The sequence below is a fragment of the Cryobacterium sp. TMT1-2-1 genome (assembly GCF_004403955.1).
GTDB classification, from domain to species: Bacteria; Actinomycetota; Actinomycetes; order Actinomycetales; family Microbacteriaceae; genus Cryobacterium; species Cryobacterium psychrotolerans.
This window is the reverse complement of sequence record NZ_SOHC01000061.1, coordinates 61,093-88,050: the sequence shown is the minus strand read 5'-3', so window position 1 is coordinate 88,050 and position 26,958 is coordinate 61,093. Positions and strand designations below refer to the sequence as shown.

26 protein-coding genes are annotated in these 26,958 nt (G+C 69.1%); 10 read left to right on the top strand and 16 right to left on the bottom strand.

Going from position 1 to position 26,958, the window contains the following annotated elements; all coding sequences use genetic code 11:
- The 3 genes from E3T33_RS10810 to nusA form a co-directional block, all read right to left on the bottom strand.
- Nucleotides 1–789 (bottom strand): translation initiation factor IF-2 N-terminal domain-containing protein (locus tag E3T33_RS10810; protein WP_174843284.1); only part of this gene is annotated, 789 nt, incomplete at its 3' end.
- Nucleotides 790–865: 76 nt separating this feature from the next.
- The gene (locus E3T33_RS10805) at nucleotides 866–1,123 is read right to left on the bottom strand and encodes a YlxR family protein (protein WP_134575288.1); all 258 of its coding nucleotides are present in this window, start codon (nucleotides 1,121–1,123) and stop codon (nucleotides 866–868) included.
- Between the two features lie 8 nt (nucleotides 1,124–1,131).
- Nucleotides 1,132–2,142 (bottom strand): transcription termination factor NusA, encoded by a 1,011-nt coding sequence (gene nusA / locus E3T33_RS10800; RefSeq protein ID WP_092321590.1) that lies wholly within the window; start codon nucleotides 2,140–2,142, stop codon nucleotides 1,132–1,134.
- 136 nt (nucleotides 2,143–2,278) lie between these two features.
- Between nusA and E3T33_RS10795 the strand changes: the two genes are divergently transcribed.
- Nucleotides 2,279–3,100, top strand: a complete 822-nt coding sequence (locus tag E3T33_RS10795; RefSeq protein ID WP_134476507.1) for a DUF1206 domain-containing protein — start codon at nucleotides 2,279–2,281, stop codon at nucleotides 3,098–3,100.
- A 29-nt stretch (nucleotides 3,101–3,129) separates the two neighbouring features.
- Here the strand turns inward: E3T33_RS10795 and E3T33_RS10790 are convergent, their stop codons facing one another.
- The 3 genes from E3T33_RS10790 to E3T33_RS10780 all read right to left on the bottom strand — a co-directional run bounded on the left by E3T33_RS10790 (nucleotide 3,130) and on the right by E3T33_RS10780 (nucleotide 6,938).
- Nucleotides 3,130–4,896: a proline--tRNA ligase gene (locus E3T33_RS10790; protein ID WP_174843283.1), complete on the bottom strand. Its 1,767-nt coding sequence runs from the start codon at nucleotides 4,894–4,896 to the stop codon at nucleotides 3,130–3,132.
- 105 nt (nucleotides 4,897–5,001) lie between these two features.
- Nucleotides 5,002–6,159, bottom strand: coding sequence for a flavodoxin-dependent (E)-4-hydroxy-3-methylbut-2-enyl-diphosphate synthase (gene ispG / locus E3T33_RS10785; RefSeq protein ID WP_174775354.1), 1,158 nt, complete (start codon nucleotides 6,157–6,159; stop codon nucleotides 5,002–5,004).
- A gap of 53 nt (nucleotides 6,160–6,212) precedes the next feature.
- Nucleotides 6,213–6,938, bottom strand: coding sequence for a hypothetical protein (locus E3T33_RS10780; RefSeq protein WP_134575287.1), 726 nt, complete (start codon nucleotides 6,936–6,938; stop codon nucleotides 6,213–6,215).
- 209 nt (nucleotides 6,939–7,147) lie between these two features.
- Between E3T33_RS10780 and E3T33_RS10775 the strand changes: the two genes are divergently transcribed.
- Nucleotides 7,148–8,332: an acetyl-CoA C-acetyltransferase gene (locus E3T33_RS10775; protein WP_134575286.1), complete on the top strand. Its 1,185-nt coding sequence runs from the start codon at nucleotides 7,148–7,150 to the stop codon at nucleotides 8,330–8,332.
- A gap of 93 nt (nucleotides 8,333–8,425) precedes the next feature.
- Here the strand turns inward: E3T33_RS10775 and E3T33_RS10770 are convergent, their stop codons facing one another.
- Nucleotides 8,426–9,757, bottom strand: coding sequence for a M50 family metallopeptidase (locus E3T33_RS10770; protein WP_198414507.1), 1,332 nt, complete (start codon nucleotides 9,755–9,757; stop codon nucleotides 8,426–8,428).
- Between the two features lie 74 nt (nucleotides 9,758–9,831).
- On the opposite strand from E3T33_RS10770, the gene E3T33_RS10765 reads away from it, so the two are divergent.
- The 3 genes from E3T33_RS10765 to E3T33_RS10755 are packed head-to-tail and all read left to right on the top strand — an operon-like array spanning nucleotide 9,832 to nucleotide 12,067.
- Nucleotides 9,832–11,109, top strand: coding sequence for a protein kinase (locus E3T33_RS10765; RefSeq protein WP_347233207.1), 1,278 nt, complete (start codon nucleotides 9,832–9,834; stop codon nucleotides 11,107–11,109).
- Nucleotides 11,106–11,639: a hypothetical protein gene (locus E3T33_RS10760; RefSeq protein ID WP_134575284.1), complete on the top strand. Its 534-nt coding sequence runs from the start codon at nucleotides 11,106–11,108 to the stop codon at nucleotides 11,637–11,639. The genes E3T33_RS10765 and E3T33_RS10760 overlap by 4 nt, the downstream gene beginning before the upstream one ends.
- A complete protein-coding gene (locus tag E3T33_RS10755) occupies nucleotides 11,639–12,067 on the top strand; it encodes a hypothetical protein (RefSeq protein ID WP_166784466.1) in 429 nt (142 codons plus the stop codon). Before E3T33_RS10760 ends, E3T33_RS10755 begins: the two co-directional genes overlap by 1 nt.
- 36 nt (nucleotides 12,068–12,103) lie before the next feature.
- Here the strand turns inward: E3T33_RS10755 and dxr are convergent, their stop codons facing one another.
- A complete protein-coding gene (gene dxr / locus E3T33_RS10750) occupies nucleotides 12,104–13,180 on the bottom strand; it encodes a 1-deoxy-D-xylulose-5-phosphate reductoisomerase (RefSeq protein WP_134476501.1) in 1,077 nt (358 codons plus the stop codon).
- Nucleotides 13,181–13,359: 179 nt separating this feature from the next.
- On the opposite strand from dxr, the gene E3T33_RS10745 reads away from it, so the two are divergent.
- Nucleotides 13,360–14,043 (top strand): lysophospholipid acyltransferase family protein, encoded by a 684-nt coding sequence (locus tag E3T33_RS10745; RefSeq protein ID WP_134476567.1) that lies wholly within the window; start codon nucleotides 13,360–13,362, stop codon nucleotides 14,041–14,043.
- A 9-nt stretch (nucleotides 14,044–14,052) separates the two neighbouring features.
- Here E3T33_RS10745 and E3T33_RS10740 read toward each other — a convergent pair whose 3' ends face one another.
- Complete coding sequence (locus E3T33_RS10740) at nucleotides 14,053–14,541, bottom strand: CGNR zinc finger domain-containing protein (RefSeq protein WP_134575282.1); 489 nt, start codon at nucleotides 14,539–14,541, stop codon at nucleotides 14,053–14,055.
- 82 nt (nucleotides 14,542–14,623) lie between these two features.
- Between E3T33_RS10740 and E3T33_RS10735 the strand changes: the two genes are divergently transcribed.
- Complete coding sequence (locus E3T33_RS10735) at nucleotides 14,624–14,848, top strand: hypothetical protein (RefSeq protein ID WP_134575281.1); 225 nt, start codon at nucleotides 14,624–14,626, stop codon at nucleotides 14,846–14,848.
- On the opposite strand, the gene E3T33_RS10730 is transcribed toward E3T33_RS10735, so the two are convergent.
- Entirely contained in the window at nucleotides 14,823–15,320 is a 498-nt protein-coding gene (locus tag E3T33_RS10730; RefSeq protein WP_134575280.1) for an OsmC family protein, read from the bottom strand. The two genes, E3T33_RS10735 and E3T33_RS10730, sit on opposite strands and share 26 nt — an antisense overlap.
- 91 nt (nucleotides 15,321–15,411) lie before the next feature.
- On the opposite strand from E3T33_RS10730, the gene gabT reads away from it, so the two are divergent.
- Both gabT and E3T33_RS10720 read left to right on the top strand, forming a co-directional pair.
- On the top strand, nucleotides 15,412–16,785 hold the full coding sequence (gene gabT / locus E3T33_RS10725; RefSeq protein WP_092321609.1) for a 4-aminobutyrate--2-oxoglutarate transaminase: 1,374 nt from the start codon (nucleotides 15,412–15,414) through the stop codon (nucleotides 16,783–16,785).
- Between the two features lie 2 nt (nucleotides 16,786–16,787).
- A complete protein-coding gene (locus E3T33_RS10720) occupies nucleotides 16,788–17,795 on the top strand; it encodes an asparaginase (protein ID WP_134575279.1) in 1,008 nt (335 codons plus the stop codon).
- 81 nt (nucleotides 17,796–17,876) lie between these two features.
- Here E3T33_RS10720 and E3T33_RS10715 read toward each other — a convergent pair whose 3' ends face one another.
- From E3T33_RS10715 to E3T33_RS10700, 4 genes are read right to left on the bottom strand one after another with little or no spacing between them, the layout of a single operon-like run.
- Complete coding sequence (locus E3T33_RS10715) at nucleotides 17,877–18,683, bottom strand: ABC transporter permease (protein WP_174775355.1); 807 nt, start codon at nucleotides 18,681–18,683, stop codon at nucleotides 17,877–17,879.
- On the bottom strand, nucleotides 18,680–19,594 hold the full coding sequence (locus tag E3T33_RS10710) for an ABC transporter permease (protein ID WP_092321613.1): 915 nt from the start codon (nucleotides 19,592–19,594) through the stop codon (nucleotides 18,680–18,682). The genes E3T33_RS10715 and E3T33_RS10710 overlap by 4 nt, the downstream gene beginning before the upstream one ends.
- Before the next feature lie 3 nt (nucleotides 19,595–19,597).
- Nucleotides 19,598–20,797 carry an ABC transporter ATP-binding protein gene (locus tag E3T33_RS10705; protein ID WP_092321614.1) on the bottom strand — a complete coding sequence of 400 codons (1,200 nt, stop codon included), beginning with the start codon at nucleotides 20,795–20,797 and terminating at the stop codon, nucleotides 19,598–19,600.
- Nucleotides 20,798–20,802: 5 nt separating this feature from the next.
- Nucleotides 20,803–22,014, bottom strand: a complete 1,212-nt coding sequence (locus E3T33_RS10700) for a spermidine/putrescine ABC transporter substrate-binding protein (protein WP_092321616.1) — start codon at nucleotides 22,012–22,014, stop codon at nucleotides 20,803–20,805.
- A 237-nt stretch (nucleotides 22,015–22,251) separates the two neighbouring features.
- On the opposite strand from E3T33_RS10700, the gene ald reads away from it, so the two are divergent.
- On the top strand, nucleotides 22,252–23,367 hold the full coding sequence (gene ald, locus E3T33_RS10695) for an alanine dehydrogenase (protein WP_092321617.1): 1,116 nt from the start codon (nucleotides 22,252–22,254) through the stop codon (nucleotides 23,365–23,367).
- 8 nt (nucleotides 23,368–23,375) lie between these two features.
- Here the strand turns inward: ald and E3T33_RS10690 are convergent, their stop codons facing one another.
- Together E3T33_RS10690 and E3T33_RS10685 are read right to left on the bottom strand one after the other, a co-directional pair.
- Entirely contained in the window at nucleotides 23,376–26,255 is a 2,880-nt protein-coding gene (locus E3T33_RS10690) for an FtsK/SpoIIIE domain-containing protein (RefSeq protein ID WP_134575278.1), read from the bottom strand.
- A gap of 149 nt (nucleotides 26,256–26,404) precedes the next feature.
- The gene (locus tag E3T33_RS10685) at nucleotides 26,405–26,950 is read right to left on the bottom strand and encodes an FHA domain-containing protein (protein WP_241982915.1); all 546 of its coding nucleotides are present in this window, start codon (nucleotides 26,948–26,950) and stop codon (nucleotides 26,405–26,407) included.
- Nucleotides 26,951–26,958 lie beyond the last annotated feature (8 nt).

Genomic DNA, 26,958 nt, shown 5'->3' with positions numbered 1-26,958 from the left:
GGCGCCGCCGGCGCCTCCCGGTGCTCCGCCGGGACGCTGGAAAGCGCCCGGACGCTGGCCGAAACCGGTCGGGCGCGGGGCCTGGCCGGGGCCACCCGGACGCGGTGCACCGGGGCGCGGTGCGGCGGGACGCGGGATGTTGCTCGGTGAGGCGGAGGGCGGGCGTTGGCCCATGCCCTGGGCGCTCGCGAACGGGTTGTTGCCCGGACGCGGCGTGGGGGTCTTGCCCATGCCCTGGTTGCTGGCGAACGGGTTGTTACCCGGTCGTGCGGCTCCCGGACGCGGTGCGCTGCCCGGCTTGACCGGGGCGGCAGCGCCGCCCTCTGTCCTGGCTTCGGGGGTCTCGGTGCCGGTCGTGGCTTCCGCCGCGACATCCTTCTCGGCTGCCTTGCCTGCCGCGGCTGCCTTTTCGGCGGCCTGGGCCTGACGCTCGGCAACGGTGAGCGGCGCCGCGGGGAGCGGCGGGGCGTCGACTGCGGCTGCGGCCGGGGCTTCCACCACGGCGACGGGCTGTGCGGCCGGCTTGGCGGGTGCCGGACGGGCTCCCGGCTTCGCCGTCGATGCGGAAGCCGGCTTGGCGGCGACCGGCGCTTCGGTTTTGGCACCCGCGGGGGCGGTCTTCACGCCGTCGGCCTCGAGCGCGGCGCGGAGGCGCCGGGCGACGGGGGGCTCAACACTGCTGGACGGTCCCTTGACGAACTCGCCCATTTCTTTCAATTTGGCAAGGGCTACCTTGCTGTCGACGCCGAGCTCGGTTGCGATCTCGTGTACGCGTGGTTTTGCAGCCACAATTCTCCTGTTCCGGGCCTGCACCCGGAAAGGGGCAGACCGTTAGTAACGGACGGTTCTCATTTCGAGCCGCTCATTAGTTATCCATTAGCCAAGTCAGCCTGTTCTCTAGTTGTTTCGCGTCCACGGAACTGGTCACGCGAAGGGCACGCCCGAAAGCGCGTCGCCGCTGTGCGTCCTGGAAGCACGCGACGGTGGGATGCAACCACGCGCCTCTGCCAGGGAGTGTGGCGGTTTCATCCGCCACGAGTTCCGATTCCCGGGCCACAACCCTCAGAAGTGAGGACCGAGGTGCGCGCAAACGGCATCCAATGCACGTTCTTACGGATTCCATCGTACCCCCTATTCGGCGTCCTCCAGAATACTGTCAGGCTGGATGTCGATTTTGGCCCCGGTCAGCTTGGCCGCGAGGCGGGCATTCTGGCCCTCCTTGCCGATGGCGAGGGACAGCTGGTAATCGGGCACGAGAGCCCTGACGGCCTTGATCGACTCGTCGATGACATAGGCGCTGGTGACCTTGGCGGGCGACAGCGCGCTGGCGACGAACGTGGCCAGGTCGGGCGAGTAGTCGACGATGTCGATCTTCTCGTTGTTGAGCTCGGCGGTGACCGCGCGCACCCGCTGCCCGAGTTCGCCGATGCAGGCGCCCTTGGCGTTCACGCCGGGTTCGGTGGCCCGCACGGCGATCTTGGTGCGGTGGCCGGCCTCGCGGGCGAGCGACACGATCTCGACGACGCCGCTGGCGATCTCGGGGACCTCGAGAGCGAACAGGCGGCGAACCAGCGACGGGTGGGTGCGCGACACCGTGATCTGCGGGCCCTTGAGCCCCTTGCCGACGGCCGTCACGTAAACGCGGATGCGCGTGCCGTGCGTGTAGCTCTCACCGGGCACCTGCTCCTCAGGAGGCAGGATCGCCTCGATGCTGCCGAGGTCGACGTGGATCATGCGCGGGTTCGGGCCCTGCTGGATGATCCCGGCGACGATCTCGCCCTCGCGGCTGCGGAACTCCCCGAGCACCGCGTCATCGGCCAGGTCCCGCAGGCGCTGGTTGATGACCTGCTTGGCCGCGAACGCGGCGATCCGGCCGAAGTCCGTTGGCTCGTCGACGCCCTCGCCGATGATGTTGCCCTCGTCGTCGTGTTCGGGCACGAAGATGGTGATGTGGCCGGTCTTGCGGTCGAGAACGACCCGCGCCCCCGGCTCTTCCTCGACGGCCTGCTTCATGTGCTCACCCGGGTGGATGTGCTTGAGGTAGGCGGTCAGAATTGCCTGTTCAATGATCCGCGCGAGTTCCTCGAAGGGGATCTCTTTCTCGCGCTCCATCTGCCGCAACATACTGAGGTCGATGTCCATGGCCGGCCTCCTCTATTCAAATTGTGCCGCCGCGAAACTGCGCAGCGGGCTCTCCTCTACGGTACCCGAATCCGAGCGGGTCCGTCACCGTCGATGCCCCTGTCGCCGGTGGCGTTCCCGCGGCTAGTCTGGGCCAATGACGACTGATTCCGCAGGCAAGACTGCGCGCAAGGCCGCACGCAAGGCCGAAGACAGCACCCCTTTCCGTACCCTGGCCCGCGTGGGCTACGCGGTCAACGGCCTGCTGCACCTGCTGATCGGCATCATCGCCATCGGAGTCGCGACCGGCACGAGCGGCGCGAAAGCAGACCAGTCCGGCGCCCTCGGGCAACTCGCCGCCACTCCTGGCGGGGTGTTCCTGCTGTGGACCGTGGTGATCGGCCTGGCCGCCCTCGGCTTGTGGCAGGTTGTCCAGGCCTTCCTCGTGCCGGCCTATGACCCGAAGCGCAAGTGGGCGCACCGGGTGATCGAGCTCGGCAAGGGGGTCGCCTACCTCGCGGTCGCGGCAACGGCGCTCACGTTCGCCGTGGGCGCCACGTCGGACGCAGCCCGGAGCACGCAAGACTTCACCGCGACGTTGCTCGGGGCACCGGGCGGAATCCTCCTGCTCGTCCTGATCGGGCTCCTCGTGCTCGTGATCGGCGGTTTCTTCGTCTACCGGGGAGCGGCGAGGACGTTCACCGAGGCGATTACCGTGCCGAGCGGGCCGGTCGGCACGGTAATCGTGGGACTCGGCGTCTTCGGTTACATCGCGAAGGGAATCGCGCTGGGGGTGGTCGGCATCCTGTTCCTGGTCGCGGCGTTCACGGCCAATGCCGCCAAGGCGACCGGGCTCGACGGGGCGCTCAAGGCCCTGGTCGCCCTGCCGTTCGGTCCCGGCATCCTGATCGTGGTCGGGGTGGGACTGATCGCCTTCGGCGTCTACAGCTTCGCGAGGGCGCGCTACGCCCGGCTCTGATCACGCGGCGACCCGCCGCGGGCCGGGACTCAGCCCAGGCGGGTCACGACGTCGGCGACGGCGACCTGTTCTCGTTCCCCGGTGCGCCGGTCCCACAGCTCGACGATGCCGTCGGCCGCGCCACGGCCCACGATGACGATCTTCGGGACGCCGATCAGTTCGGCGTCCCCGAACTTCACGCCGGGCGAGACCTTGCCGCGACGGTCGTCGTAGAGCACCTCGCGGCCGGTGGCCTCGATCGCCGCGACGACGGTCTCGGAGGTCTCGAAGACGAGCTCGTCACGCCCGGTGGCGATCACGTGCACGTCGAACGGCGCCACTGATTCCGGCCAGATCAGGCCCTTCGCGTCGTTGTTGAGCTCGGCGATGGTGGCCAGGATGCGGGTCACCCCGATCCCGTAAGACCCCATCGTGACGGTGACGAGCTTGCCGTTCTCGTCGAGCACCTTGAGGCCGAGCGCTTCGGCGTACTTGCGGCCGAGCTGGAAGACGTGGCCGATTTCCATGCCGCGGGCGAGTTCGACCGGGCCGGAGCCGTCGGGGGCGGGGTCTCCGGCACGCACGTCGGCGGCCTCGACGGTTCCGTCGGCGTGGAAGTCGCGTCCGGCAACGAGCCCGAAGACATGGCGGCCCGACTCGTTCGCCCCGGTGATCCATTCGGTACCGTCGACGACGCGCGGGTCGAGCAGGAACCTGATGCCGGTGGCCGACTTCTCACCGAGGATGGCCCCGGCGATCGACCACGGGCCGATGTAGCCCTTGACCAGGCCGGGGTGCCTGGCGAAGTCGGCCTCATTGGCCGCCTCGACCTCGGTCGGCGCGAATGCGACCTCGACCCGCTTGAGGTCGACCTCGCGGTCGCCGGGCAGGCCGATCACGACGAGCTCCCGCGTTCCGTCCGGCAGCATCAGCGCGAGGACAACGTTCTTGAGCGTGTCGGCCGCCGTCCACTCGCGGCCGTCCGGGCGAGGGTGGGCGGAGTTGGCCCGGTCGACGAGGGTCTGGATGGTGGGGGTGTCCGGGGTGTCGAACACCTCGGCCGACGTCAGGTCCTTGAAGCTGATCGCGGGAGGCGCGACGGTCGTGAACGCTTCGATGTTGGCCGCGTAGCCGCCGGCCGACCGCACGAAGGTGTCCTCGCCGACCGGGGTCGGGTGCAGGAATTCCTCGCTTTTCGAGCCACCCATGGCGCCGGCATCCGCCTGCACGATCACGTATTCCAGGCCGAGCCGGGTGAAGATGCGCTCGTAGGCGTCGCGCTGGGCCTGGTAGCTGGCATCCAGGCCCGCGTCGGTGTAGTCGAAGGAATAGGCATCCTTCATCGTGAACTCGCGACCGCGCAGCAGGCCTCCGCGTGAGCGGGCCTCGTCGCGATACTTGTCCTGGATCTGGTAGATCGACAGGGGCAGGTCCTTGTAGCTGTTGTACAGGTCCTTGACCAGCAGGGTGAAGACCTCTTCGTGGGTGGGTGCCAGCAGGAGGTCGCTTCCCTTGCGGTCCTTCAGGCGGAACAGCCCGTCGCCGTACTCGTCCCAGCGCCCGGTGATGTCGTACGGTTCCCTGGGAAGCAGAGCGGGGAAGTGCACCTCGTGGGCGCCGGCCGCCGTCATCTCCTCGCGCACGATCGCCTCGATCTTCGCCTTCACCCGCAGGCCGATCGGCAGCCAGGCGAAGATGCCTGGGGCCTGGCGACGGATGTAGCCGGCCCGCACGAGCAGGCGGTGGCTGGTCACCTCGGCGTCGGAGGGGTCTTCGCGGAGGGTACGGAGGAAGTAGTTCGACAGGCGTGTAGGCACCCGTCTACTTTAGGCCGCGCCCGCCCGGTCCCGCGAAACCGCAGTTGTGCGCGCTAAAACGCCGTCATAACGCGCACGACTGCGGTTTCGCGGGGAGGGGTGGGGCTATTTGCCGACGGTGACGACGGGGGCGCCGAGGCTGTCCTCGCTGGGCGGCATTTCGGCGGCCAGGCGGTTGGCTTCCTCGATCAGGGTCGCGACGATCTCCGACTCGGGGACGGTCTTGATGACCTCGCCCTTGACGAAGATCTGGCCCTTGCCGTTGCCGGATGCGACGCCGAGGTCGGCCTCGCGGGCCTCGCCGGGTCCGTTGACGACGCAGCCCATCACGGCGACGCGGAGCGGCACGGTCATGCCCTCGAGGCCGTCGGTGACGTCGTTGGCGAGCTTGTAGACATCCACCTGGGCGCGCCCGCAGCTGGGGCAGGAGACGATCTCGAGCTTGCGCTCGCGCAGGTTCAGCGACTGCAGGATCTGCAGGCCGACCTTGATCTCCTCGACCGGCGGGGCACTCAGCGACACCCGGATCGTGTCGCCGATGCCCTCGGAGAGCAGGATGCCGAACGCCGTGGCGCTCTTGATCGTGCCCTGGAACGACGGCCCGGCCTCGGTCACGCCGAGGTGCAGGGGCCAGTCGCCGCGCTCGGCCAGCAGCCGGTAGGCCTTGACCATGATGATCGGGTCGTTGTGCTTGACCGAGATCTTGAAGTCGTGGAAGTCGTGCTCCTCGAACAGGCTCGCCTCCCAGACGGCGCTCTCGACGAGGGCCTCCGGGGTGGCCTTGCCGTATTTCTGCAGCAGGCGCGGGTCGAGCGAGCCGGCGTTCACGCCGATCCGGATGCTGACGCCCGCGGCCTTCGCCCGGCGTGCGATCTCGCCGACCTGGTCGTCGAACTTGCGGATGTTGCCCGGGTTCACACGCACGGCCGCGCAGCCGGCGTCGATTGCGGCGTAGACGTAACTGGGCTGGAAGTGGATGTCGGCGATGACCGGGATCTGGCTCTTCTTCGCGATGATCGGCAGCGCCTCGGCGTCGTCGCGGCTGGGCACGGCGACGCGCACGATGTCGCAGCCGGACGCGGTGAGCTCGGCGATCTGCTGGAGCGTCGCGTTGATGTTCGGTGTCGGCGTGGTCGTCATCGACTGCACGCTCACCTGGGCGTCGCCGCCGACGAGCACCTTGCCGACCTTGATCTGACGGGTCTTACGTCTGGGAGCGAGTACCTCAGGCACCTTGGGCATCCCTAAATTGATTGCAGCCACGCCGTTAGCTTACGCGTCGTGCCCGGCGCGGTGCCTGTGCGGCGGACCGCCCGTCAGCTGACCCAGTGACTCAGGTTGACCGGGGCCCCGATGTTATTGATGACCCCGGAGCCTGAAGTGGAACTGACGTGCACAGCCCATGCGTTGGGGTATTCGATGTTGTCTCCCGCCGGTGTCGTCAGCTCGGGACCGACTTCGATCAGAAAGAACAGGTGCCCGGCAGACGCGAAATCCCTGTTGACGCTCAGCCCCAGTTCGTCCGCCACGGCATCCATGTCGTCGCCGACCGTACTACCGGACTCCGTCGTGATCGCGACCCCGTCGCCCACCTGGCCCGCCGTGAAGTCGAGCGAGTAATCGCTCTCGCCGAGGAATTTCCCTTCCGGCGGCAGGTAGTCGGTGAGCGTCAGACCCGCCCAGGAATACGTCTGCCCCGCCGGGCGCTCCAGCCCGCCCTCGTACGATGCCGTCGCGGGCTCTTCTCCGACCACCACGGACAACGCGCCCAGCATCGCCGCCAGAGGATCTTCGTACGTCAGAGAGGCCACCAGTGATCCCGACTCGTCCATGAGCTCGAGCGCCTCCGGGCGTACGACGATGGTGGTGACGCTCGTGAGGGGGTCGACCTCCGGGCCCGGCGAGGAAGAGGGCGCCACGTCCCCGGCCGGGCCTGCCGCCGAGTCCGCGCCGGATTGGTTCGAGGCGCACGCCGTGCCGGCAAACAGTATCCCCGACACCATCAGGCCCACCATGGTGAATTTGCTGGCTGACCGGTTCATCGCGTCCCACTTCCCCCGGCGCGTCCCCCGCGCCGCCTGCCGCCAGTCTCGCACCGGGCGGGCAGCCGACGGAAGAATCCCCGATAACGATTCGAATCCGGAACGGCCTTCGCCCGCGGCCCTCGCCCGCGGCATCCGCCCGGTGCGTCCCGGGCGTCGATCGGCGATACAGTCGAAAGATCAGTGTGAAGACGAAGGAGTCACCCCTCATGCCCGCAATCGAAGTAGTCATCGTGGCCGGATCGCGCACGCCGCAGGGCCGCGTGAACGGCCAGCTGTCCTCCCTCACCGCCGTGCAGCTGGGGACCGCCGCCATCGCGGGCGCCCTCGAGCGCGCCGGCGTCAGCCCCGACCAGGTCGACGCCGTGCTGATGGGGCAGGTGCTGCAGGCCGGCTGCGGGCAGAACCCCGCCCGCCAGAGCTCGATCGCCGCCGGCATCCCGTGGAACGTGCCCGCGATGACGCTGAACAAGGTGTGCCTGTCCGGGCTCGCCGCGGTGATCGACGCGGCCCGTCTCATCCGGCTCGGCGAAGCGGATGTCGTCGTCGCCGGCGGGCAGGAATCCATGTCGAAGGCCCCGCACCTGCTCCCCGGCTCCCGCCAGGGCTGGGCCTACGGCAGCGTCACCGCCCTCGACCACGCCGCCCACGACGGGCTGACGGATGCCTTCGACGGCCTGTCGATGGGCATCTCGACCGAGCGGGTCAACGAGAGACTCGAGATCACTCGCGGCGAGCAGGACGAAATCGCGGCCGCCTCGCACCAGCGGGCCGCCGCCGCCATGGCCGACGGCACCTTCGACAACGAGATCACGCCGATCAGCGTGCCGCAGCGCAAGGGCGAACCGAAGCTCATCGACGCCGACGAGGGTGTGCGCGGCGACAGCACAGTGGAGTCCCTCGGGCGCCTGCGCCCCGCCTTCTCGACCGACGGAACGATCACGGCCGGGAACTCCTCGCCGCTCAGCGACGGCGCGAGCGCGGTCGTCGTGACCAGCCGGCGGTGGGCCGAGGCGCACGGGCTCGCCTGGCTGGCCGTCATCGAGGCATCCGGGCACGTCGCCGGTCCCGACAACTCCCTGCACTCGCAGCCCGCGAACGCAATCGCGCACGCCCTCGGCCGAGCGGGCTGGTCAGCCGAAGACCTCGACGTCGTCGAGATCAACGAGGCGTTCGCCGCCGTCGCCCTGCAGTCCTCGCGTGAGCTCGGCCTCAGCAGCGACAAGGTGAACATCCACGGCGGCGGGATCGCCATCGGCCACCCGATCGGCGCCTCCGGCGGACGGCTCGCGCTGCACGCCGCGCTGGAACTCGCTCGCCGCGGCGGCGGCAAGGCGGCCGTGTCGCTGTGCGGCGGCGGCGGCCAGGGCGACGCCCTGCTGCTCTCCCGCTAGAAGCCCCTCCGCCCCTCCCGCGAAACCGCAGTTGTGCGCGTCAAAACGCGTTTATAGCGCGCACAACTGCGGTTTCGCGGGAGGTAGGAAGCGTTAGCCGAAGATGCTGATCGGCTTGACGATGTCCGCGTAGATCAGCAGCAGGCTCATCGCGCCGAGCACGATGACCACCGCGAACGTCAGCGGCATGAGCTTGGCCGTGTCGACGGGTCCAGGCACCGGGCGCTTGAAGAGCTTCGCGAAGAAGCGGCGGATGCCCTCCCACAGCGCCCCGGCCACGTGGCCGCCGTCGAGCGGCAGCAGCGGAATCAGGTTGAACACGAACAGGGCGATGTTGACGGAGCCGAGCAGGCCGAGCAGGCTCGCCACCTTGCTGGCGACGGGAACGGAGTCGATGCTCGTGATCTCCCCGGCGACGCGGCCGACACCCACGACGCTGATCGGGCCGTTCGGGTCGCGCTCCCCCGGACCGAATGCGGCATTGGCCACTTCGACGAGCCGCTGCGGCAGGTTGAGGATCATCTGGCCGACCCTGACGATGTTGTCCCCCACGGCGGGAAGCACCGCGGTCGCCGGCTGCTGGACGAGCTCGCTGGCCGGCCCGATGCCGACGAATCCGACCTCGGTGGTGACGGGCTGCCCGGAGGCATCCTCTTCAATCTGGCCCGCCTCGTCCATCACATAGCGCTCGGTGAGCTTCGGCGTGATGGTGAGGGCGACATCCTCGCCGCTGCGCTCGACGACGAATTCGAGGGGGGTGCCCGGAGACTCACGGATGATCGCGGTCGACTGCTCCCAGGTCGCAATGGGGGTGCCGTTGACGCTGACGATCCGATCGCCCGGCTGGAGTCCGGCCGCGGCGCCGGGCGCCGGCTCGTCGGACGCGTCGCAGGCCTGCCGGGCGCTCGTGGCCGGCAGCACGCACTCGGAGACGCTCCCGACGGTCGTGCTCGCCTGCGCCGTGCCGAAGCCCATCAGCACGATGGAGAAGAGGATGATGCCGATCAGAAGGTTCATGGTCGGTCCGCCGAGCATGATGATGACGCGTTTGAAAACCGGCAGACGATAGAAGGCCCGGGCCTCCTCCCCCTCGCCGATCGAGTCGGCGCTGCTGCTGCGGGCATCCTGCACCAGGGTGTTGAAGAAGCCGGTCCCCGAGGTGCGCGCGGCGCCGCCCTCCTTGACCGGGGGGAACATGCCGATCATCGAAATGTAGCCGCCGAGCGGGATGGCCTTGACGCCGTATTCGGTCTCGCCCTTGCGCCTGGACCACAGGGTCGGGCCGAATCCGACCATGTACTGCGTGACCTTGACCCCGAATGCCTTTGCCGGCACCAGGTGGCCGATTTCGTGCAGGCCGATGGACAGGGCAAGGCCGACAATCACGACGACGACACCTAAGATGAACAGAAGCACGGTTTCCACAGGCCCAGATTAGCCGCATCAAGCTGCAAAGCTGCTGGTTACAGGCCCCTCGCGGGTCGCGTTCCGGCCACAGTATCCGCCCCGAGGAGAATCCCCTGTCCGCACAGCAAACTGCCAGCCCCATCGGCGATGTCCTCGCCGGCCGGTTTCGCGTCGATCGCCTCATCGGCAACGGCGGCATGGCGGCCGTCTACCAGGCGACGGATGTCGTTCTCGGCCGCACCGTGGCCCTCAAGTTGTTCCGCAATGACACGCTCGACGATTCGTCCGGAGCGGAGCGCCAGAGCGGAGAAGTCGCCCTGCTGGCGAGCCTCAACCACTTCGCCCTCGTCACCCTCTTCGACGTGGGAACCGCCGTCATCGACGGCGCTGCGCGCACGTTCATCGTGATGGAGCTCATCGACGGCCCCGACCTTCGCAGCCAGATCGCGGGCGGACCCCTGCCGGCCGCCGAGGTGGCCGAGATGGGCGCCGACCTGGCCGAGGCGCTGCACTACGTGCATTCCCAGGGCATCATCCACCGTGACATCAAGCCGGCGAACGTCCTGCTGGCACCCTCCAGTTTCCCGGGCCGCATTTCCCACGCCAAGCTCGCCGACTTCGGCATCGCCCGGCTCCTCGACGAGGCCAGGCTCACGGCGACCGGCACGCTCATCGGCACGGCGAGCTACCTCAGCCCCGAGCAGGCCCTGGGCGCGGCGATCGGTCCGCCCAGCGACGTGTACTCGTTCGGGCTGGTGCTGCTCGAGTGCCTGACCGGCGAACGCGCCTACCCCGGCACCGCCATCGAGTCCGCGACGGCCCGGCTGCAGCGCCAGCCCGAGATCCCGGCGACCCTTGGCCGCGACTGGGTGAACCTGCTCGGCGCGATGACCAGCCGCGAAGCCGCAGACCGGCCCAGCGCATCCGACGCCGCCGTCGTCCTTCGGGCCCTGGCCTCCGCGGGCGCCGCGGATGACGCCACGCAGCTCATGCCCACCGGCGCCTCGGATGCCACTGCCCTCATGCCCACCGACGCGGCCACGGCCCTGCTGCCCGTCTCATCGCCCGCCAGTGCCCTTCCCTCCACTGACGCCTCGGCGGAGACGGTGGTCCTGGGCCGGGTGCAATCGCTGCAGGACTCCGACGACACAGCGGCCCGGACCACTCCCGGAACAGGGCGCGCTTCCCGGGGCGGACGCCGGAAGTGGGTGCCGATCATCCTGGTCGTCGCCGCGGTCGTCATCGGAATTCTGGCCTTCGTGCTCCTCCAGCGCCCGAGCGGGCCGGAAGCGACCCCGCCGAGCTATCCCGCCGTCGAAGGACCCCTGGGTACGCATCTCCAGGAGCTCCAGAAGAGCGTCGAGCCATGAGCGGGTTCCGTTCGCGGTCCGTCGCGCTGGCCGCCACCCTCCTGATTGCCGCCGTCGCCCTGACCGGCTGCTCTGACTCCAGCCCCGACCTCAAGCCCGGTGCGGCCAGTCAGCTGCAGGACGGAGTGCTCTCCGTGTCGACCGCCGCCGCGGCCGGCGACTTCGCAGCGGCCCAGACCGCGCTCGCTGTGGTGCAGGCGGACGTTCTCGCCGCGACGAAGGCCGGCGATGTGACGGCCGACCGATCCGCCGAGATCCAGGCGGCCATCAAGCTCGTGAGCTCCGACCTCGCGGCGGCGATCGCGGCGTCCACCCCGACCCCGACGCCGGAACCGGAGGCCACGGAAGAACCGGCACCCTCGCCGGAGCCGACGACGACGCCCGCCCCGACGCCCACCCCGGAGCCGGAATCGACGGTCGAGCCCGCGCCGGAACCGACGACGGAGCCTGTCCCCGAGCCGGCGCCCGCACCGGAGCCGCCAACGGCCCCCGACGTCGCGCCGACACCGTCCACCGTGCCGGCGCCGTGATGACGCGCCTTCCCCGCGCCCCACGCGCCGCGATCGCTGCGGTCATCCTCGCGGTCGCCCTCTCCGGATGCGCGAGCGATCCGTCCGCCCTGGAGCAGTCCACGGCCGAGCGACTGCAAACCGGTGTCCGCGCAGTCGCCACCTCCGCCGCCGCGGGCGACTACACGAGCGCCCAATCCGCCCTGGGCGCGCTCCAGGCCGACCTGCTGGCCGCCTCCGCCGCGGGCGAGGTGACGGGCGAACGCTCAGCCCGCATCCAGTCGGCCATCAATCTGGTGGGCGCCGACCTGAACGCCGCGATCGAGGCCGCCAAACCCGCCCCGGTCCTCACGCAGACTCCCACGCCGACGCCGACCAAGGATTCGAAGCCGGGCAAGGGCAACGACGACGACGACGACGACAAGAAGGGCAACGGCAAGGACGACTAAGGCGTCTCCCGGTGGCTGCGCCGCGTTCGGCTTCGGTCAGCCGAGCAGCTTGTCGGCCGCGGCCCGCGCCCAGGCCTCGGCCGCGGCCAGCGAATCCAGGGTGAGCACGCCGTCCTGCTCGTGCGCCTCCACGACGCGCTGCACGGTCGCGACGATGTCCAGGAAGCCGATCCGGCGCGCATGGAACGCGGCGACGGCCTGCTCGTTGGCCGCGTTGAACACGGCGGGGTAGGTGCCGCCGGCCCGGCCGACCTGCTTGGCGAGCTCCACGGCCGGGAAGGCCGCGTCGTCGAGGGGCTCGAAGGTCCACGTATGCGGGGTTGTCCAGTCGATGGGAACGCCGACGGCCGCGACCCGGTTCGGCCAGTCCAGCCCCAGCGAGATCGGCAGCCGCATGTCGGGCGGGGAGGCCTGGGCGATGGTCGAGCCGTCGATGAACTCGACCATCGAGTGCACGACCGACTGGGGATGAACAACCACATCGATGCGGTCGTACTCCACGTCGAAGAGCAGGTGCGCCTCGATCACCTCGAGGCCCTTGTTCACCAGCGTGGCCGAGTTGGTGGTGACGACGAGGCCCATGTTCCAGGTCGGATGCGCCAGCGCCTGCTCGGGCGTGGCCGTCGCCAGCGACTGGCGGCTGCGACCTCTGAAGGGGCCCCCGGATGCCGTGAGCACGAGGCGCCGGACCTCGCGGGGGGTGCCCGACCGCAGGGCCTGCGCGATCGCGGAGTGCTCAGAATCCACCGGCACGATCTGTCCGGGCGCGGCAATGGATTTCACCAGGTCCCCGCCGACGATGAGGGACTCCTTGTTCGCCAGCGCGAGTGTGCGCCCGGCCTTCAACGCGGCGAGGGTCGGGCCCAGGCCCACCGAACCGGTAATGCCGTTGAGCACGACGTCGGCCTCGACATCCCGCACCAGCTGTTCAGCCTCGGCGGCGCCCAGCGCCGTGTGCTCCACGCCGAACGCCTCGGCCTGCGCGTCGAGGAGCTCCCGGTTGCTGCCGGCGGACAACCCGACCACGTCGAAGCGGAACGGGTTGGCCTTGATCACGTCGAGGGCCTGGGTACCGATCGACCCGGTCGATCCGAGGATGATTACTCTCTGCACGCTCCCATGCTAGGGCCCGTGCACTCGAGCCGGCGGTACGCATTCCCTGGAGCGCATACGAAGAGCGCTATCGTCGAAGGGTGACAGCTGCCAGCGTAGACCCGGATTTCGTCGACGAGGCGGCGGCGCCGGGGCCCGCAAAACGGCCCGGATTCGTCTATTTCCTCGGCTACGGGATCATGGCCCCGATCGCCCGCCTGGTCTTCCGTCCCCACATCACCGGCCGGGAGAATATCCCGGAAACCGGTCGCGTCATCCTGGCCAGCAATCACCTCTCGTTCATCGACAGCCTGGTGATCCCGCTCACCGCGCCCCGTCCGGTGCAGTTCCTGGCCAAGTCCACCTACTTCACCGGCACCGGCTTCCGAGGCTGGATCTCCCGAACCTTCTTCACCGCGATCGGCGCGGTCGGCGTCGAACGCGGCGCCGGGCAGGCGGCCCAGGACGCGCTCGACGCGGGCCGGCGCATCCTCGAGTCGGACAGCGCCTTCGCGATCTACCCCGAGGGCACCCGATCGCTCGACGGGCGCCTCTACCGGGGCCGCACCGGCGTCGCCTGGCTGGCCCTGACCACGAATTCGGTCGTCGTGCCGGTCGGGCTCATCGGCACCCAGGAGATCCAGCCGGTCGGCGCCAGGTTCCCGCGGATCCGCAGGGTGACGGTGAAATTCGGCGAACCGATCGACGTCAGCAGGCACGGGACCGCCGACTCCGGCCGGGCCAGGCGCCGGGCAACGGATGAGATCATGGCCGCCATCCACGACCTCACCGGGCAGGAACTCGCGAACGAGTACAACGAGACGCCGCCGTCCGGCGTCGTGCAGCGCGTCGCCCAGGCGATCCTTCGCCCCGAGCGCCGCTGAGCCGAGGCGTCAGGCCGGTTTGGCGCGGAAGTTCCGCGCCTTCGAGCGGTTCCCGCAGATCTCCATGCTGCACCACGCCCGCGAGCCATTCCGTGAGTGGTCGTAGTAGGCGAACCGGCAGGTCTCGGCCTGGCAGAGCTTCACCCGGCTGATCTTCCCCTGGATGCTCAGGACCACCGTGGCCGCGATCGCGGCTTCGGCGACCGTGCTCGACCGCAGGCACACCCCGTCGCCCTCGCAGGACGGATGCAGCGAGACGGCCGGCAGCTCGGGCCGGCCGCCCGTCACCAGGGAACGCAGCGCGTCCCGGGTGCGGCGGGCGTCGTCGAGACTGCCGGGTTCGAGCCCGCGGTCGGTGGCCCAGGACGTCAGCCCGGCTGACGTCGCCAGCTGGTCCGTACCGTCCTCCACGTCGAGCGTGTTGAGGAAGTCGACCAGGAGCTCCGCATCGTGCGAGCCATTCCGGACGACTTTCGACTCATTCCTGCCATCGGTCATATAACCATTGTACGCGGTTTGCTAGTTACGTAACATGTAACCCGTAAAGCAGGTTCACTGGTTATTTTGAACGGAGAAAACAATGAAACCCCTGGCCTACTTCGCCATCGAGCTGAACCGCCAGAACCAGGCGGAAGCGGAACGCGCGCGCCGACTGCGCCGCCAGCGCTACGGCGATGACGAACCCGCCGCAGCCCGCGACCGCCTCTGGGCAGCGGCCATCCACCGCTTCGCCGAGCGCTCCGCCGAGCCGAACACGCCGGAACGTCGACCCGAGTCGCTCAGTCGGCCGATTCCGGCCCGGTGACGACCTCGGGCACGGTCATCGCCTCATGGCCGACCGGGAAGTTGACCGATGCCGCGATGAAGCACTCCCGCGCGGCCTCGGCGTGCAGCGACTGGGCCAGGTCCAGCTGGCTCGGGTCCGAAATCGTGACCCGGGGGCGCAGGGTCGCCGAGGTGAAGCGGCCGCCGACGGGCGGGAGCTGTTCCATCGTGCCGACCGCGTCATCCGTGTAGGCCACAACGGTCACGCCGTGCCGAACGGCGACATGCAGGTAGGACAGCATGTGGCACTGGCTGAGGGCCGTGAGCAGAAGCTCCTCGGGATTCCAGCGGTCGGCGTTGCCGTGGAAGGTGCGATCGGCGGACCCGTCGATGGGGTATTTCCCGGCGGACGTGATGGTGTGTTCGCGCCCGTACTCGCGGTATCCGCTCGTGCCGGTGCCCCGGTTTCCGGTCCAGGCAAGCCGCACGGCGTAGTGATGTGCAGTTTTCATGTCATCTCCTGGGGTAATCGCGGGACCGGACACGATTCTCGCAGGAAAACGCTGCCGTGGGCGAGCGTCCGGTCGGTAAACTGGGGACACCATGACTGAGATCCTCAACGCGCCCGCTGCCCCCGTCGTTCCCGTCTATTCCGTGACACAGGAACGCAAAATCGTGACCAGTATCCCCGGTCCGAAGTCAGAGGAGTTGCACAAGCGACGCCTGGCGAGCGTATCCGGTGGAGTCAGCTCCATGCTCCCGGTCTACGTCGCCAGGGCCAACGGCGCCATCGTCGTCGACGTCGACGGCAACCAGTTCATCGACCTCGGCGCCGGCATCGGCGTCACCACGATCGGCCACACGGAGTCCAGTGTCGTCGACGCCGTTGTCGGCCAAACCGCCGAGTTCATCCACACGCTGTTCACGATCACGCCCTACGAGGAATACGTCCGCGTCTGCGAGCTGCTGGCCGAACACACCCCCGGCACCTTCGCCAAGAAGAGCGTGCTGATCAACTCCGGCGCCGAAGCAGTGGAGAACGGCGTAAAGATCGCCCGCAAGCACACCGGCCGCCGCGCTGTCGCCGTGCTCGACCACGCCTACCACGGTCGCACCGTGCTCACGATGGCCATGAACTACAAGGCGATGCCGTACGCGACCGGGTTCGGCCCGCTGGCCGGCGACGTCTACCACGCACCCAGTTCGTACCCGTATCACGACGGACTGAGCGGTGCGGATGCCGCCAAGCGCACCATCACGTACCTCGAGAAGGCCGTCGGGGCCACTGACCTCGCCTGCCTCGTCGTCGAGCCCATCCAGGGCGAGGGCGGCTTCATGGTTCCGGCCGACGGCTTCCTCCCCGCCCTGCAGGAATGGTGCACGGCCAACGGCGTCGTCATGATCGCCGACGAGATCCAGAGCGGCATGGCCCGCACCGGCGCCTACTACGCGGCCGAGCACTTCGGCTGGGTCCCCGACCTGGTCCTCACCGCGAAGGGCATCGCCGGCGGAATGCCGCTGGCCGCCGTCACCGGTCGCGCCGAAATCATGGATGCCTCCCAGCCCGGCGGCCTCGGCGGAACCTTCGGCGGCAACCCGGTCGCCTGCGCCGCAGCGATCGCGGTCTTCGACGCAATCGAGAAGAACAACCTCCTCGCCGAAGGAAAGCGGATCGAAGCGACCCTCACCGCAGGCCTCGAGGTGCTCAAGGCGAAGTACGACATCATCGGCGAGATCCGCGGCCGCGGCGCCATGATCGCCATCGAGCTCGTGCAGCCGGGCACCGGCGACACGACGAAGGAGCCCAACGCGCCCGCCGTATCGAAGATCTCCGCCTACGCGGCCCAGCACGGCGTGCTGCTGCTGACCGCCGGCACCTACGGAAACGTGCTGCGCTTCCTGCCGAGCCTGGCCGTCACCGACGCGCTGCTCGCCGATGCCCTCTCGGTCATCGACGACGCCATCGCGGCGCTCTAAGGGTGGCAGCCGCAAGCGTCACGGAGACCTTCGCCGTCGGCAACGCGGTCGAACTGGCCGTCGTCGAGCGGAGCGGTTTCGTCGAGTCGAGGCATGCCGGCTCCGCCGTCGTGCTCCGGGCCGACGGCACGCTCATCCGTGCCCTGGGCGACGTGACGACCCCGATTTTCCCCCGGTCCTCGATGAAGCCGTTCCAGGCGATCGCCGTGATGGCCAGCGGCGTCACCCTCCGTGGCGAGGATGCGGCCGTCGCGACCGCCAGCCACAGCGGCACGGAGAAGCACGCCACCCTCGCGCGCGGGCTCCTCAGCCGTGCGGGCGTGCCCGAGTCCGCCCTCGGCTGCCCGGCGGCATGGCCGGATGACACGGCGTCCCGCGACGCCCTGGTGCGGCTCGGCGCCGGCAAGGCCCCGATCTACATGAACTGCTCCGGCAAGCATGCGGCCATGCTGGCGGCGTGCGCCCAGAACGACTGGCCGCTGGCCGGCTACCTCGACCCGGAACATCCGCTGCAGAAGCGGATCCTCGACGTGGTCGAGCGGTTCACCGGAGAACGCCCGGCGGCGTCCGGCATCGACGGCTGCGGGGCACCCGTGCACGCGCTCTCACTCACCGCGCTCGCCCGCGGAATCGCCCGGATCGCCACCTCCAAGTCGAGTTCGCCGTTCGCCATCTACCGGGAGGCGGGTTTCCTGGCCGAGGCCGTTCGCTCGAACGGCTGGGTGATCGCCGGACCCGGGATGCCGGACACCGTCGTGATCGACCGCCTCGGCCTCTTCATCAAGACCGGGGCCGAGGGAATCATGGTCGCCTCGGCGGACGACGGCACCACGGTTGCCTTGAAGATCCTCGACGGCAGCCTGCGCGCGGCGACCATCGTCGCGCTCAGCCTGCTCGCCGATGCCGGGGCCATCGCACGCTCCGACGTCGACGCGCTGGCACCCGACCTGCACCTCGCCGTGTCCGGAGGCGGACGCCAGGTCGGCGAAATCCGAGCCAGCTACATCTAACCCTCAAACCCCCCGCGAAACCGCAGTTGTGCGCGTTAAAACGCCCGCATAACGCGCACAACTGCGGTTTCGCGGGGAGCGCTAGCCGAGTTTGGCGAGACGTTTGGCGCGGGCCGCGGCCGAGACCTGCGTCGTGACGACCACCACGAGCGCGATCAGGAACACGGCCGAGGCGATCACGTTCGCTTCCGCCGGGATGCCGCGGGAAGCGGAGATGTAGATGTACTTCGGGAACGTCGTCACCGAACCGGAGTTGAAGTTCGTGATGATGAAGTCGTCGAAGCTGAGCGCGAAGGACAGCAGCGCGGCGGCCAGGATCCCCGGCAGGAGCAGGGGGAAGGTGATCCGCATGAACACCTGGCTCGGCGAACCGTAGAGGTCCCGTCCGGCCTCCTCGAGGGCGGGGTCGAGGCTGGCGACCCTCGCCTTGACGGTCACCACCACGAAACTGATGCAGAACATCGTGTGCGCGAGGATGATCGTGGTCATGTCCTTGGGCACGCCGACCGACAGGAACTGGGCGGCCAGGCCCGCGCCGAGCACGACCTCGGGCGTTGCCATCGGGAGGAAGAGCAGCAGGCTGGTCGCCGAGCGGAACTTGAACTTGTACCGCACGATGGCGATGGCGATCATGGTGCCCATGACCGTCGCCGCGACGGTTGCGACGGCACCGATGATGAGGCTGTTGCCGAACGCCTCGCAGACCGCGCCGCCCTGCACCTTGCAGACGTTGAGCCACTTGTCGAGGGTGAAGCCGCGCCAGGTGATGTTGGACTTCAGGGAATCATTGAAGGAGAAGATGAAGGTATAGATGATCGGAATCATCAGGAAGGTGAGGGCCAGGACCGCGTAGACGGGAAGCAGCCACTTGCCGAGCGAGAACTTCACAGCAGCTCCTCCGTTCCGGCGCGCCGGATGTAGATCGTGACGATGACCAGGATGACGGACATCAGGATGATCGACAGCGCAGCCGCGGCCGGGTAGTTCTCGAGCACGAGGAAATTCGCCTCGATCACGTTTCCGATCATCTGGGTGTCCGAACCGCCAAGGAACGATCTGCTCGCGTTCACGTAGTCGCCGGCGGCCGGGATGAACGTGAGCAGCGTGCCGGCAACGATTCCGGGCATCGAGAGCGGGATGGTCACCTTGCGGAACACCTGCAGCGGGCTGGCGTAGAGGTCGCTGCCGGCCTCGAGGTAGCGCACATCGAGCCGTTCGAGGGTCGTATAGAGCGGCAGCGTCATGAACGGGATGAAGTTGTAGGTCAACCCGAAGATGACCGCCACGGGTGTCCCGGTGAAGTGCGCATCCGGGGGCATCACCGACAGCGCCTTGAGCGTTGTGATGACGAACGATTCGTCCGAGAGGAGCTGCTTCCAGGCCAGCGTGCGCAGGAGGAAGCTGATGAAGAACGGCGCGATGACCAGGACGAGCATCAGGCTTTGCAGCAGGGGCCACGGCCTGGCCTTGACGCCGATGAAATAGGCGAGCGGGTAGCTGAACGCGAGCGCCAGCACGGTTGCGATCAGCGCGTAGCCGAACGAGCGCAGGATGTGCGGCAAGTAGTCGTTGATGACCGTGACGTAGTTTTCCCACTTGAAGGCTGGATCGTACACGCCGGGTTCGCCCGTCGCGGACGGCACCTGCAGGGAGGTCAGGACGAGCGAGACGAGCGGGGTGAGGAAGAACAGGGCGAGGTAGAGGATGCCCGGCAGCAGCAGGAGCAGGGCGATCGGACTCCGCCGCCTCTGTAGCTCTTCGCCCGGCCCGGTCGTGGTGGCAAACGCCGCGAAGGCCATGCCCTAGGCCTCCCCGAGCTCCGCGATCAGGGCGGCGTGCCGCTGAGCCGCGATGCTCTTCGTGTCGGTGTCCGCGGCGAACCGCGGGTTCTCCGCCGGGTCGTCTGCCAGCCCGAAGCCGTGTTCGATGTCCCAGCTCACCCAGACCTGTTCGCCCACGTGGGCCACCGGCCCGAAGGCCATGTTCTGGGCGAAGACGACGATGGTGCCGAGGGAGGGGTGCGCGATCAGGTACTGCGTGCTCACACCGCTGAAGGACACGTCGATCACATGCGCCGGCCCGATCACGTTGCGCGCCGGATCGATGACGGGCGCCTCCCTGTGCAGGCTCAGCTTCTCCGGGCGGACGCCGATGGTGACGTCGCCGGAGTGGCGGTGCGACCGTCCGACCGGCACGACGATCTTCTGGCCGGCGATGTCGACCGAGATGGCGGTGCTCGTCGTGCCGACGACCGTGCCCGTGAACAGGTTCGACTGGCCCAGGAAGTTGGCGACGAACGCCGTTTTCGGCAGCTCGTAGAGCTGCTCGGGGGCGCCCATCTGCTCAATCCGGCCCTTGTTCATCACCGCGATCGTGTCGGCCATGGTCATGGCCTCCTCCTGGTCGTGGGTCACGTGCAGGAAGGTGAGACCGACCTCCTCCTGGATGGTCTTCAGTTCCAGCTGCATCTGGCGGCGCAGCTTCAGGTCGAGGGCGCCGAGCGGCTCGTCGAGCAGCAGCAGCGCCGGACGGTTGACCAGGGCCCTGGCCAGCGCGACTCGCTGCTGCTGGCCGCCGGAGAGCTGCTGCGGCTTGCGAGCTGCGAGATGGTCGAGCTCGACCAGTCGAAGAGCTTCGTGCGCCTTGCCGACCGGGTCGGCAAGCTTGCGCCGACGCAGCCCGAACGCCACATTTTCGAGCACCGTCATGTGCGGGAACAGCGCGTAGCTTTGGAACACCGTGTTCACCGGACGCTGGTACGGCTTGAGATTCGTGACGTCCTTGCCGCCGATCAGGATGCGACCCGTCGTCGGCTCCTCAAGTCCGGCGACCAGCCGCAGGGTGGTCGTCTTGCCGCAGCCGGACGGACCGAGCAAGGCGAAGAACGAGCCCGCCGGGATGGTCAGGTCGAGGCTTTCAATCGCGGTGAAGCCGGGAAAACGTTTGGAAATGCCGACCAACTCGAGGTCGGCACCCCGTTCGGCGAATGCGCCTGTTGCCATACTCATCAACCCAGCAGCACCTTCTGGAACTCAGCGTTGTACTTGGCCTCTTCGGCCGGGGACAGCCCCCGGAAGACGTGCGCCTGGGACAGCGTTTCCTCGTTCGGGAAGATGAGCTGGTTCTCGGCCAGCTCCGGGTCGATCGCCATGGCGGCCTCCTGGGCACCCACGACCGGGGTGATGTAGTTCACCCAGGCGGCAACCTCCGCAGCCACTTCGGGCTCGTAGTAGTAGTTGATCAGCGCCTCGGCGTTGGCCTTGCGCGGCGACCCGATCGGCACGAGGAAGTTGTCGTTCCACAGGGTTCCGCCCGCCGTCGGGATGGCGAACTCCCAGTGGTCGCCGGCCTCCGCGTTGATGACGGTGATGTCACCGGACCAGACGATGGCCGCCAGGGTGTCCTCGCTCTTGAGGTCCTCCAGGTAGGCGTTGCCCTTGATGTTGCGGATCTGGCCGTCACCGACCTGCTTCGCGAAGATGTCGTTCGCGGCGTTGAACTCGTCGTCGCCCCAGTCCCCCGCGATGTCGACGCCGTTCTGCAGCATGATCAGGCCGAGGGTGTCGCGCATCTCGGAGAGCACACCGACGCGTCCCTTCAGGGACGGGTCCCAGAGGTCGTCAACCGACTTGAGTCCACCCGGGAGCTTGTCCTTGTTCCAGGCGATACCCGCGAAACCACCCTGCCAGGGGAGCGACTGGTTTCGTCCCTTGTCGAAGTCCACGTTGAGCAGGTTCGGCGTGAGGTTTTTCAGGTTCGGGATGTTCGCGTGGTCGAGCTTCTGCGTGTAGCCGAGGCGGATCCACCGGGCGACCATCCAGTCGGTCAGGCAGACGGTATCCGCGCCGATGTCCTGGCCGAGGGCGAGCTGGTCCTTGACCTTGCCGTAGTAGGTGTTGTTGTCGTCGACGGCCACGTCGTAGTTGACCTTGATTCCGGTCTCCTTGGTGAACGCCTCAATGGTGGGGTATTTGCCGGCGTCATCCTCGTCGATGTACGCGGCCCAGTTAGCCCAGTTCACTTTCTTGTCGCTGGCCGACGTGTCCTTGGCCGGGGTCGGCTTGGTGCTGCCGCCTCCGGTCGAGCAAGCGGCGAGGGCGAGGGACGCCGCGCCCGCACCGGCACCGGCAAGAACGGTGCGACGACCGACCTGCGCCCGCTGCGCCTGACGGATCAGCTCCTGGATCATCGGATCAGCTGGCATAGTCCTGGGCTTCATGGTCGGTCTCCTTGCGTATTCGGCGGGCAAACTCTCACGCCTCGCGACACTGCGAGTGGATTGATAATCGCACAATCGAGCCGCCCACACACCCCAGAGTGACCAAATCGTTAATTTTCTTGGCCTTTCATCACGAAATCAGCACTTAGGCCTGACATTTGCATCTGAAAACGGCAGTCGAGCGGCGGTAGGCTGGCGTCACGGACAGAGCTGTCCCCCGCTGAGCTAAGGAGCACCATGAAGGTCGCCATTCCGAAGGAGATCAAGAACAACGAATTCCGGGTCGCGATCACCCCGGCCGGCGTGTACGACCTCGTGTCCAACGGGCATGAGGTGCTCGTTGAAACCGGCGCCGGACTCGGGTCGTCGATCACCGACGAGAGCTACGCGGCGGCCGGCGCTACGATCATGCCGACGGCCGAATCCACCTGGGCCGCCGCCGAGATGCTCCTCAAGGTCAAGGAGCCCGTCGAGAGCGAGTACGTCCACTTCCGCGCCGGGCTGGTGCTGTTCACCTACCTGCACCTTGCCGCGGAGCCGGAACTCACTCGCGCACTGCTTCAGGGCGGCGTCACGGCGATCGCCTACGAAACGGTGCAGCTGCCCTCCCGGGCGCTTCCGCTCCTCGCCCCGATGAGCGAGGTAGCCGGGCGGCTCGCCCCGATCGTCGGCGCCAACGCCATGCTCAAGCCCAACGGCGGCCCCGGCCTGCTCGTCCCCGGCGTGCCCGGGACGCACCCGGCGAAGATCACCGTGCTCGGCGGTGGCGTCGCCGGCACGGCCGCCATGCAGGTCGCCCTCGGTCTGGGCGCCGAGGTCACCGTGCTCGACACGAACCTGTTCCGGCTTCGCGAGCTCGACGCCCTGCATTACGGGCGGGTGAAGACGATCGCCTCGAACGGCTTCGAGATCGACAAGGCCGTGCTCGACTCCGACATGGTCATCGGATCCGTGCTCATCCCCGGAGCCAGGGCCCCGAAGCTCGTCAGCAACGACCTCGTCTCGCGGATGCGGCCGGGGAGCGTCCTCGTCGACATCGCCGTCGACCAGGGCGGATGCTTCGCCGACTCGCACTCCACAACGCACGCCGATCCCACCTTCACGGTGCACGGGTCGTTGTTCTACTGCGTCGCGAACATGCCCGGCGCAGTCCCGAACACCTCGACCTACGCCCTGACGAACGCGACCCTGCCGTATGTCCGCGCCGTCGCCAACCGAGGTTGGAAGGATGCCCTCCGGGCCGACCCGGCACTGGCCCTCGGCCTGAACACCTTCGACGGCGTGCTCACGAACGGCCCGGTCGCGACCGCGCACGGCCTCGAGTACCGGCCCCTGGCCGACGTCCTGGCCTGAGGACCGCTTCACTCCAGGCGAGGAGCCACGGGGAGGGACACCCGGCCCAGAGTCCCGTCCGGGCACAGCATCCACGCGTGGCCCCTACCCGGCGCCAGCGCGGGCGGAAGCTCCCTTCGGCGGCTGATCATCCGGAAGTCGCCGACGCTGCATCCGTCGAAAACGATGACGGCGTGGGCGCGCAGCGCGGCCATCAGCGCCCACTGCGCCTGCCACGATTCCGCATCGCCCACGAACACCGTGCCCGGCGCCGCATCGCCCGGTTCGATGCGCGCGAGCCGGCCGGGGGCCGGCGCCGAGATCTCGACGACGGTACGCCGCCCACCCGGGGCGGCCCGCAGCATCCCGGCGGCGCGGCCCGGCGCCGCGGAGACCACGAGCAGGGTCCCCGCACAGTCGAGGATCGACGGGGTGGGCGTGCCGGCGGCGAGGGGGCGGGCGCCCGGCCCGGGGTGTGGCGTCTGGATGCGCAGGCCCTGCCAGCTTCCACCCCCGGGCGCCAGGGACGGGTCGAACAGCGCGCCGTCTCCCCCGGCGGCGAGATGGTCCAGGCGGGAGGGCATTCGCAGCAGCAATGTGGCCTGGCACAGGCCGGAGAGACCCTGCAGCACGGCGACGCGCTGCACGGCGATCACCAGGCGCAGCCCATGGGCCCGCCCGTCACGCAGCAGGCCGGCGAGCAGCTCCGCCGTCTTCATTTGGTACTCGGGTTCCCACCGAGCCCAGAGGGAATCCAGGTCGTCCAGCAGCAGCAGCCGCGCCTCCCCGGTCCCTCCGGCCGCGAGCTCCCCGTGCGCCTTCGCCAGCGCGTCCCAGGCGGCCTCGACGTCAGGGGCGACGAACTCGACCCGCTCGAAGCCCGGCGAGCCATTCGCCGCCAGCGCGTCGAGCACGGAACTCTTCCCCGAGCCGGCGCCGCCGATGACGAGCAGGTTCCCGTCGCGTTCGGGGAGGTAGCGGGCGACCCGGTAGCGCTGCCGGTCCGGCTCGTCGAGCAGGCCGAGCAGGTAGCCTTCCCGGTCCGCCTCGCGGCCGGCATCACGCTCGGCCGCGACGGCCGCCCGCAGATCGCGCAGGGTCACCCGCGCGGGAAGCGGGTCCAGCCAGGGCCGGCGGGAGGGCGTGCCGGCCGGGGTCAGCTCGGCGATCGCGCTGATGTCGCCCGGGAGCGTTGTGGCGACCTGGCAGGGCCGGATGCCCGCCCCGGCGTCGACCAGGCAGCGGCCCGGCTGGTCCTGCGCGAGCCGGGCTGCGCCATCCGTGCCGATCACGGCGATGCTGTCCGCCCTGTTGTTGACCCGGAGCGAGACGCGCAGGCTGCAATTGGCCAGGAGGGCGTCGCGCACCACCCCGGCCGGGCGCTGGGTGCAGAGAATGAGGTGCACTCCCAGGGAGCGACCCCGGGCCGCGATGTCAACGAACCGGGCGTGCAGCCCCGGGAAGGCGTCGAGCATCGTGGCGAATTCGTCCACCACGATCACCAGTCGCGGGAGCGCCGCTGCCGGGACGATCTCCGCGATGTCGCGCGCGCCGGCGGAGCGGATGGCCTCCTCGCGGTACCTGAGTTCGGCGGTCAGGCTCCGCAGGGCGCGTTCGGCCTCCGCCGCGTCAAGGTCGGTGATCAGGCCAACGCAGTGAGGCAGTGCGCGCAGGGGGCCAAACGCCGCCCCGCCTTTGAAGTCGACGAGGAGAAAGGTGACCTGCTCCGGTGAATAACGGGCGGCCATCGCGGCCACCCAGGTCACGAGGAGCTCGCTCTTGCCGCTCCCGGTCGTGCCGCCGACGACCGCATGGGGACCGGCGGCCACGAGGTCGAGCGACACCTCGCCATCCTCGCCCACGCCGATGACGGCCTCGAGGCCCCGCCCCCCGGACGCCGTCCCCTGCCCGTGGAGCTCCCCGAGGGCGACGCTGCGAGGAAGCGGGCGCGCGTGCCGGACCAGGCCGATGGCGACGGCGGCCTCGCGGAGCGAGGCCGCGAAGCGCGCGGCATCCTCGGTGGAGACGAGCTCGGGGCGGAACCGGGTCGCCCGCGCGTGCGCGGCCGACGCGATGATCTCCGCCCTCAGCGGGCCGTGCACGCGCACGATCGTCGCGCAGCCGGGCGGCAGTTCCCCGGCCGTTTCGGCCAGCGCGATGACCAGCGGGTCCGCCCCCGATGCCGGCGAGGTGGGGACGCGTCCTTCGGTCACGACGACCGTCTGCGCGGGCGGCCCGGCGCCGGCGTGCGGAAGCACCGCGGTCCATTCCCACCCGGCTCCGGGCTCCGCCGGCAGGGCGCACCGGTCCGGCGGGTGGGCAAAACAGACCTGGACGAGCAGCCCGCGAGCGAACGCCCGGACCAGCGGCAGCGGGCCGACGATGCCGATGCCGCCCCGCGGGTCCACCGTGAGCGGGGCGTCGGACAGCGTGGCCGCCCACCGCCGCAGTTCCCGCTCCTCGGCCGTGTCCCCGGGGCCGTTCACACGCAACCCGCTGTCCACCTCACCCGAGCCGAGAACGACCGTCGGGCCGTGTGCCCGGTGCCAGAGACCGGCGTCGTCGGCCCCGCCCAGGATGGTGCCGACGGCCGGCGACCGGGCCCAGGCACTCTGCCGCAGCGTCTCGTGACGTGCGGCCACGTCGGCCCGCAGGGCCTCGACCGCTGCCGCGTAGGCCCGGGCTTCGGCCCGCAGTCCGGTTCGGCGCGTGCGCCGGGCGTCGACCATGCTCGCGACCGCGATCACCGGGCCGAGGGCCGCAAAGACCAGGCTGAAGGCCGAGCCGGTGATGGCCCAGATCACGCCGGCCGCGGCGAGGGGGGCGACGCCGGCGACCAGGGGAAAACGCGCCGGGGGCGGAGCCGCTGCCCGATTCGGCAGTGTGAGCTGTTCGGCGGGGTGAATCACCTGCCAAGGAGACCAGACTCCCGGGGCCCGCGGGCGGGGACCGTGCGATGCGTTCACCGGGCTGCGCCGCGCGGCGGTGGTGAGGAACGGTAGTCAGGGCCCGGCAACAGCGGGGGCGAATTCGGACGCGCGGGCTGTGGGAGGCCGGCTCAGCTCAGGACGAAGAACTGGTCGGCGATGTCCACCCGGGTGCCGCGGGGAACCCGGTACCGGCGGCCGGGTTCGCACCGCAGAGCAGCCTCGCCGGGCCGGCGGATGATGGTTCCATTGCCGGAGAACCGGTCGCTCACCCAGAACTCGCCGTCCTGCTGCCCGAATTCGAGGTGGCTCTTCGACACCGACATCCCGGTGTCCGAAATCTGGATCAAGTGGTCGAAGACCTCCGACGGCTGCGGCAGGGGTCGGCGCCCGATCAGGCCGGTGCCGCCGACCCTGGCCCGCTCCCCCGTGCTGAATTGCAGTTCGAACAGCGGCGCGCTCGTCGAGACTGATTCGGCGACGGGCCTGGCCGCCGGCGTCGCGGGTGTCAGCTCGGTCGGCGGTTCCGCCGCGGGAGGCGAGGAGAACAGCAGGTCCGTCGGCGGCTCGTCAGTGTCGATCGGCAGATCAGTGTTGATCGGCGCGTCGGTGTCGATCGGCAGATCGTTACCGATCGGCTCGTCGGTGTCGATCGGCTCGTCGGTGTCGATCGGCACGGAGATGA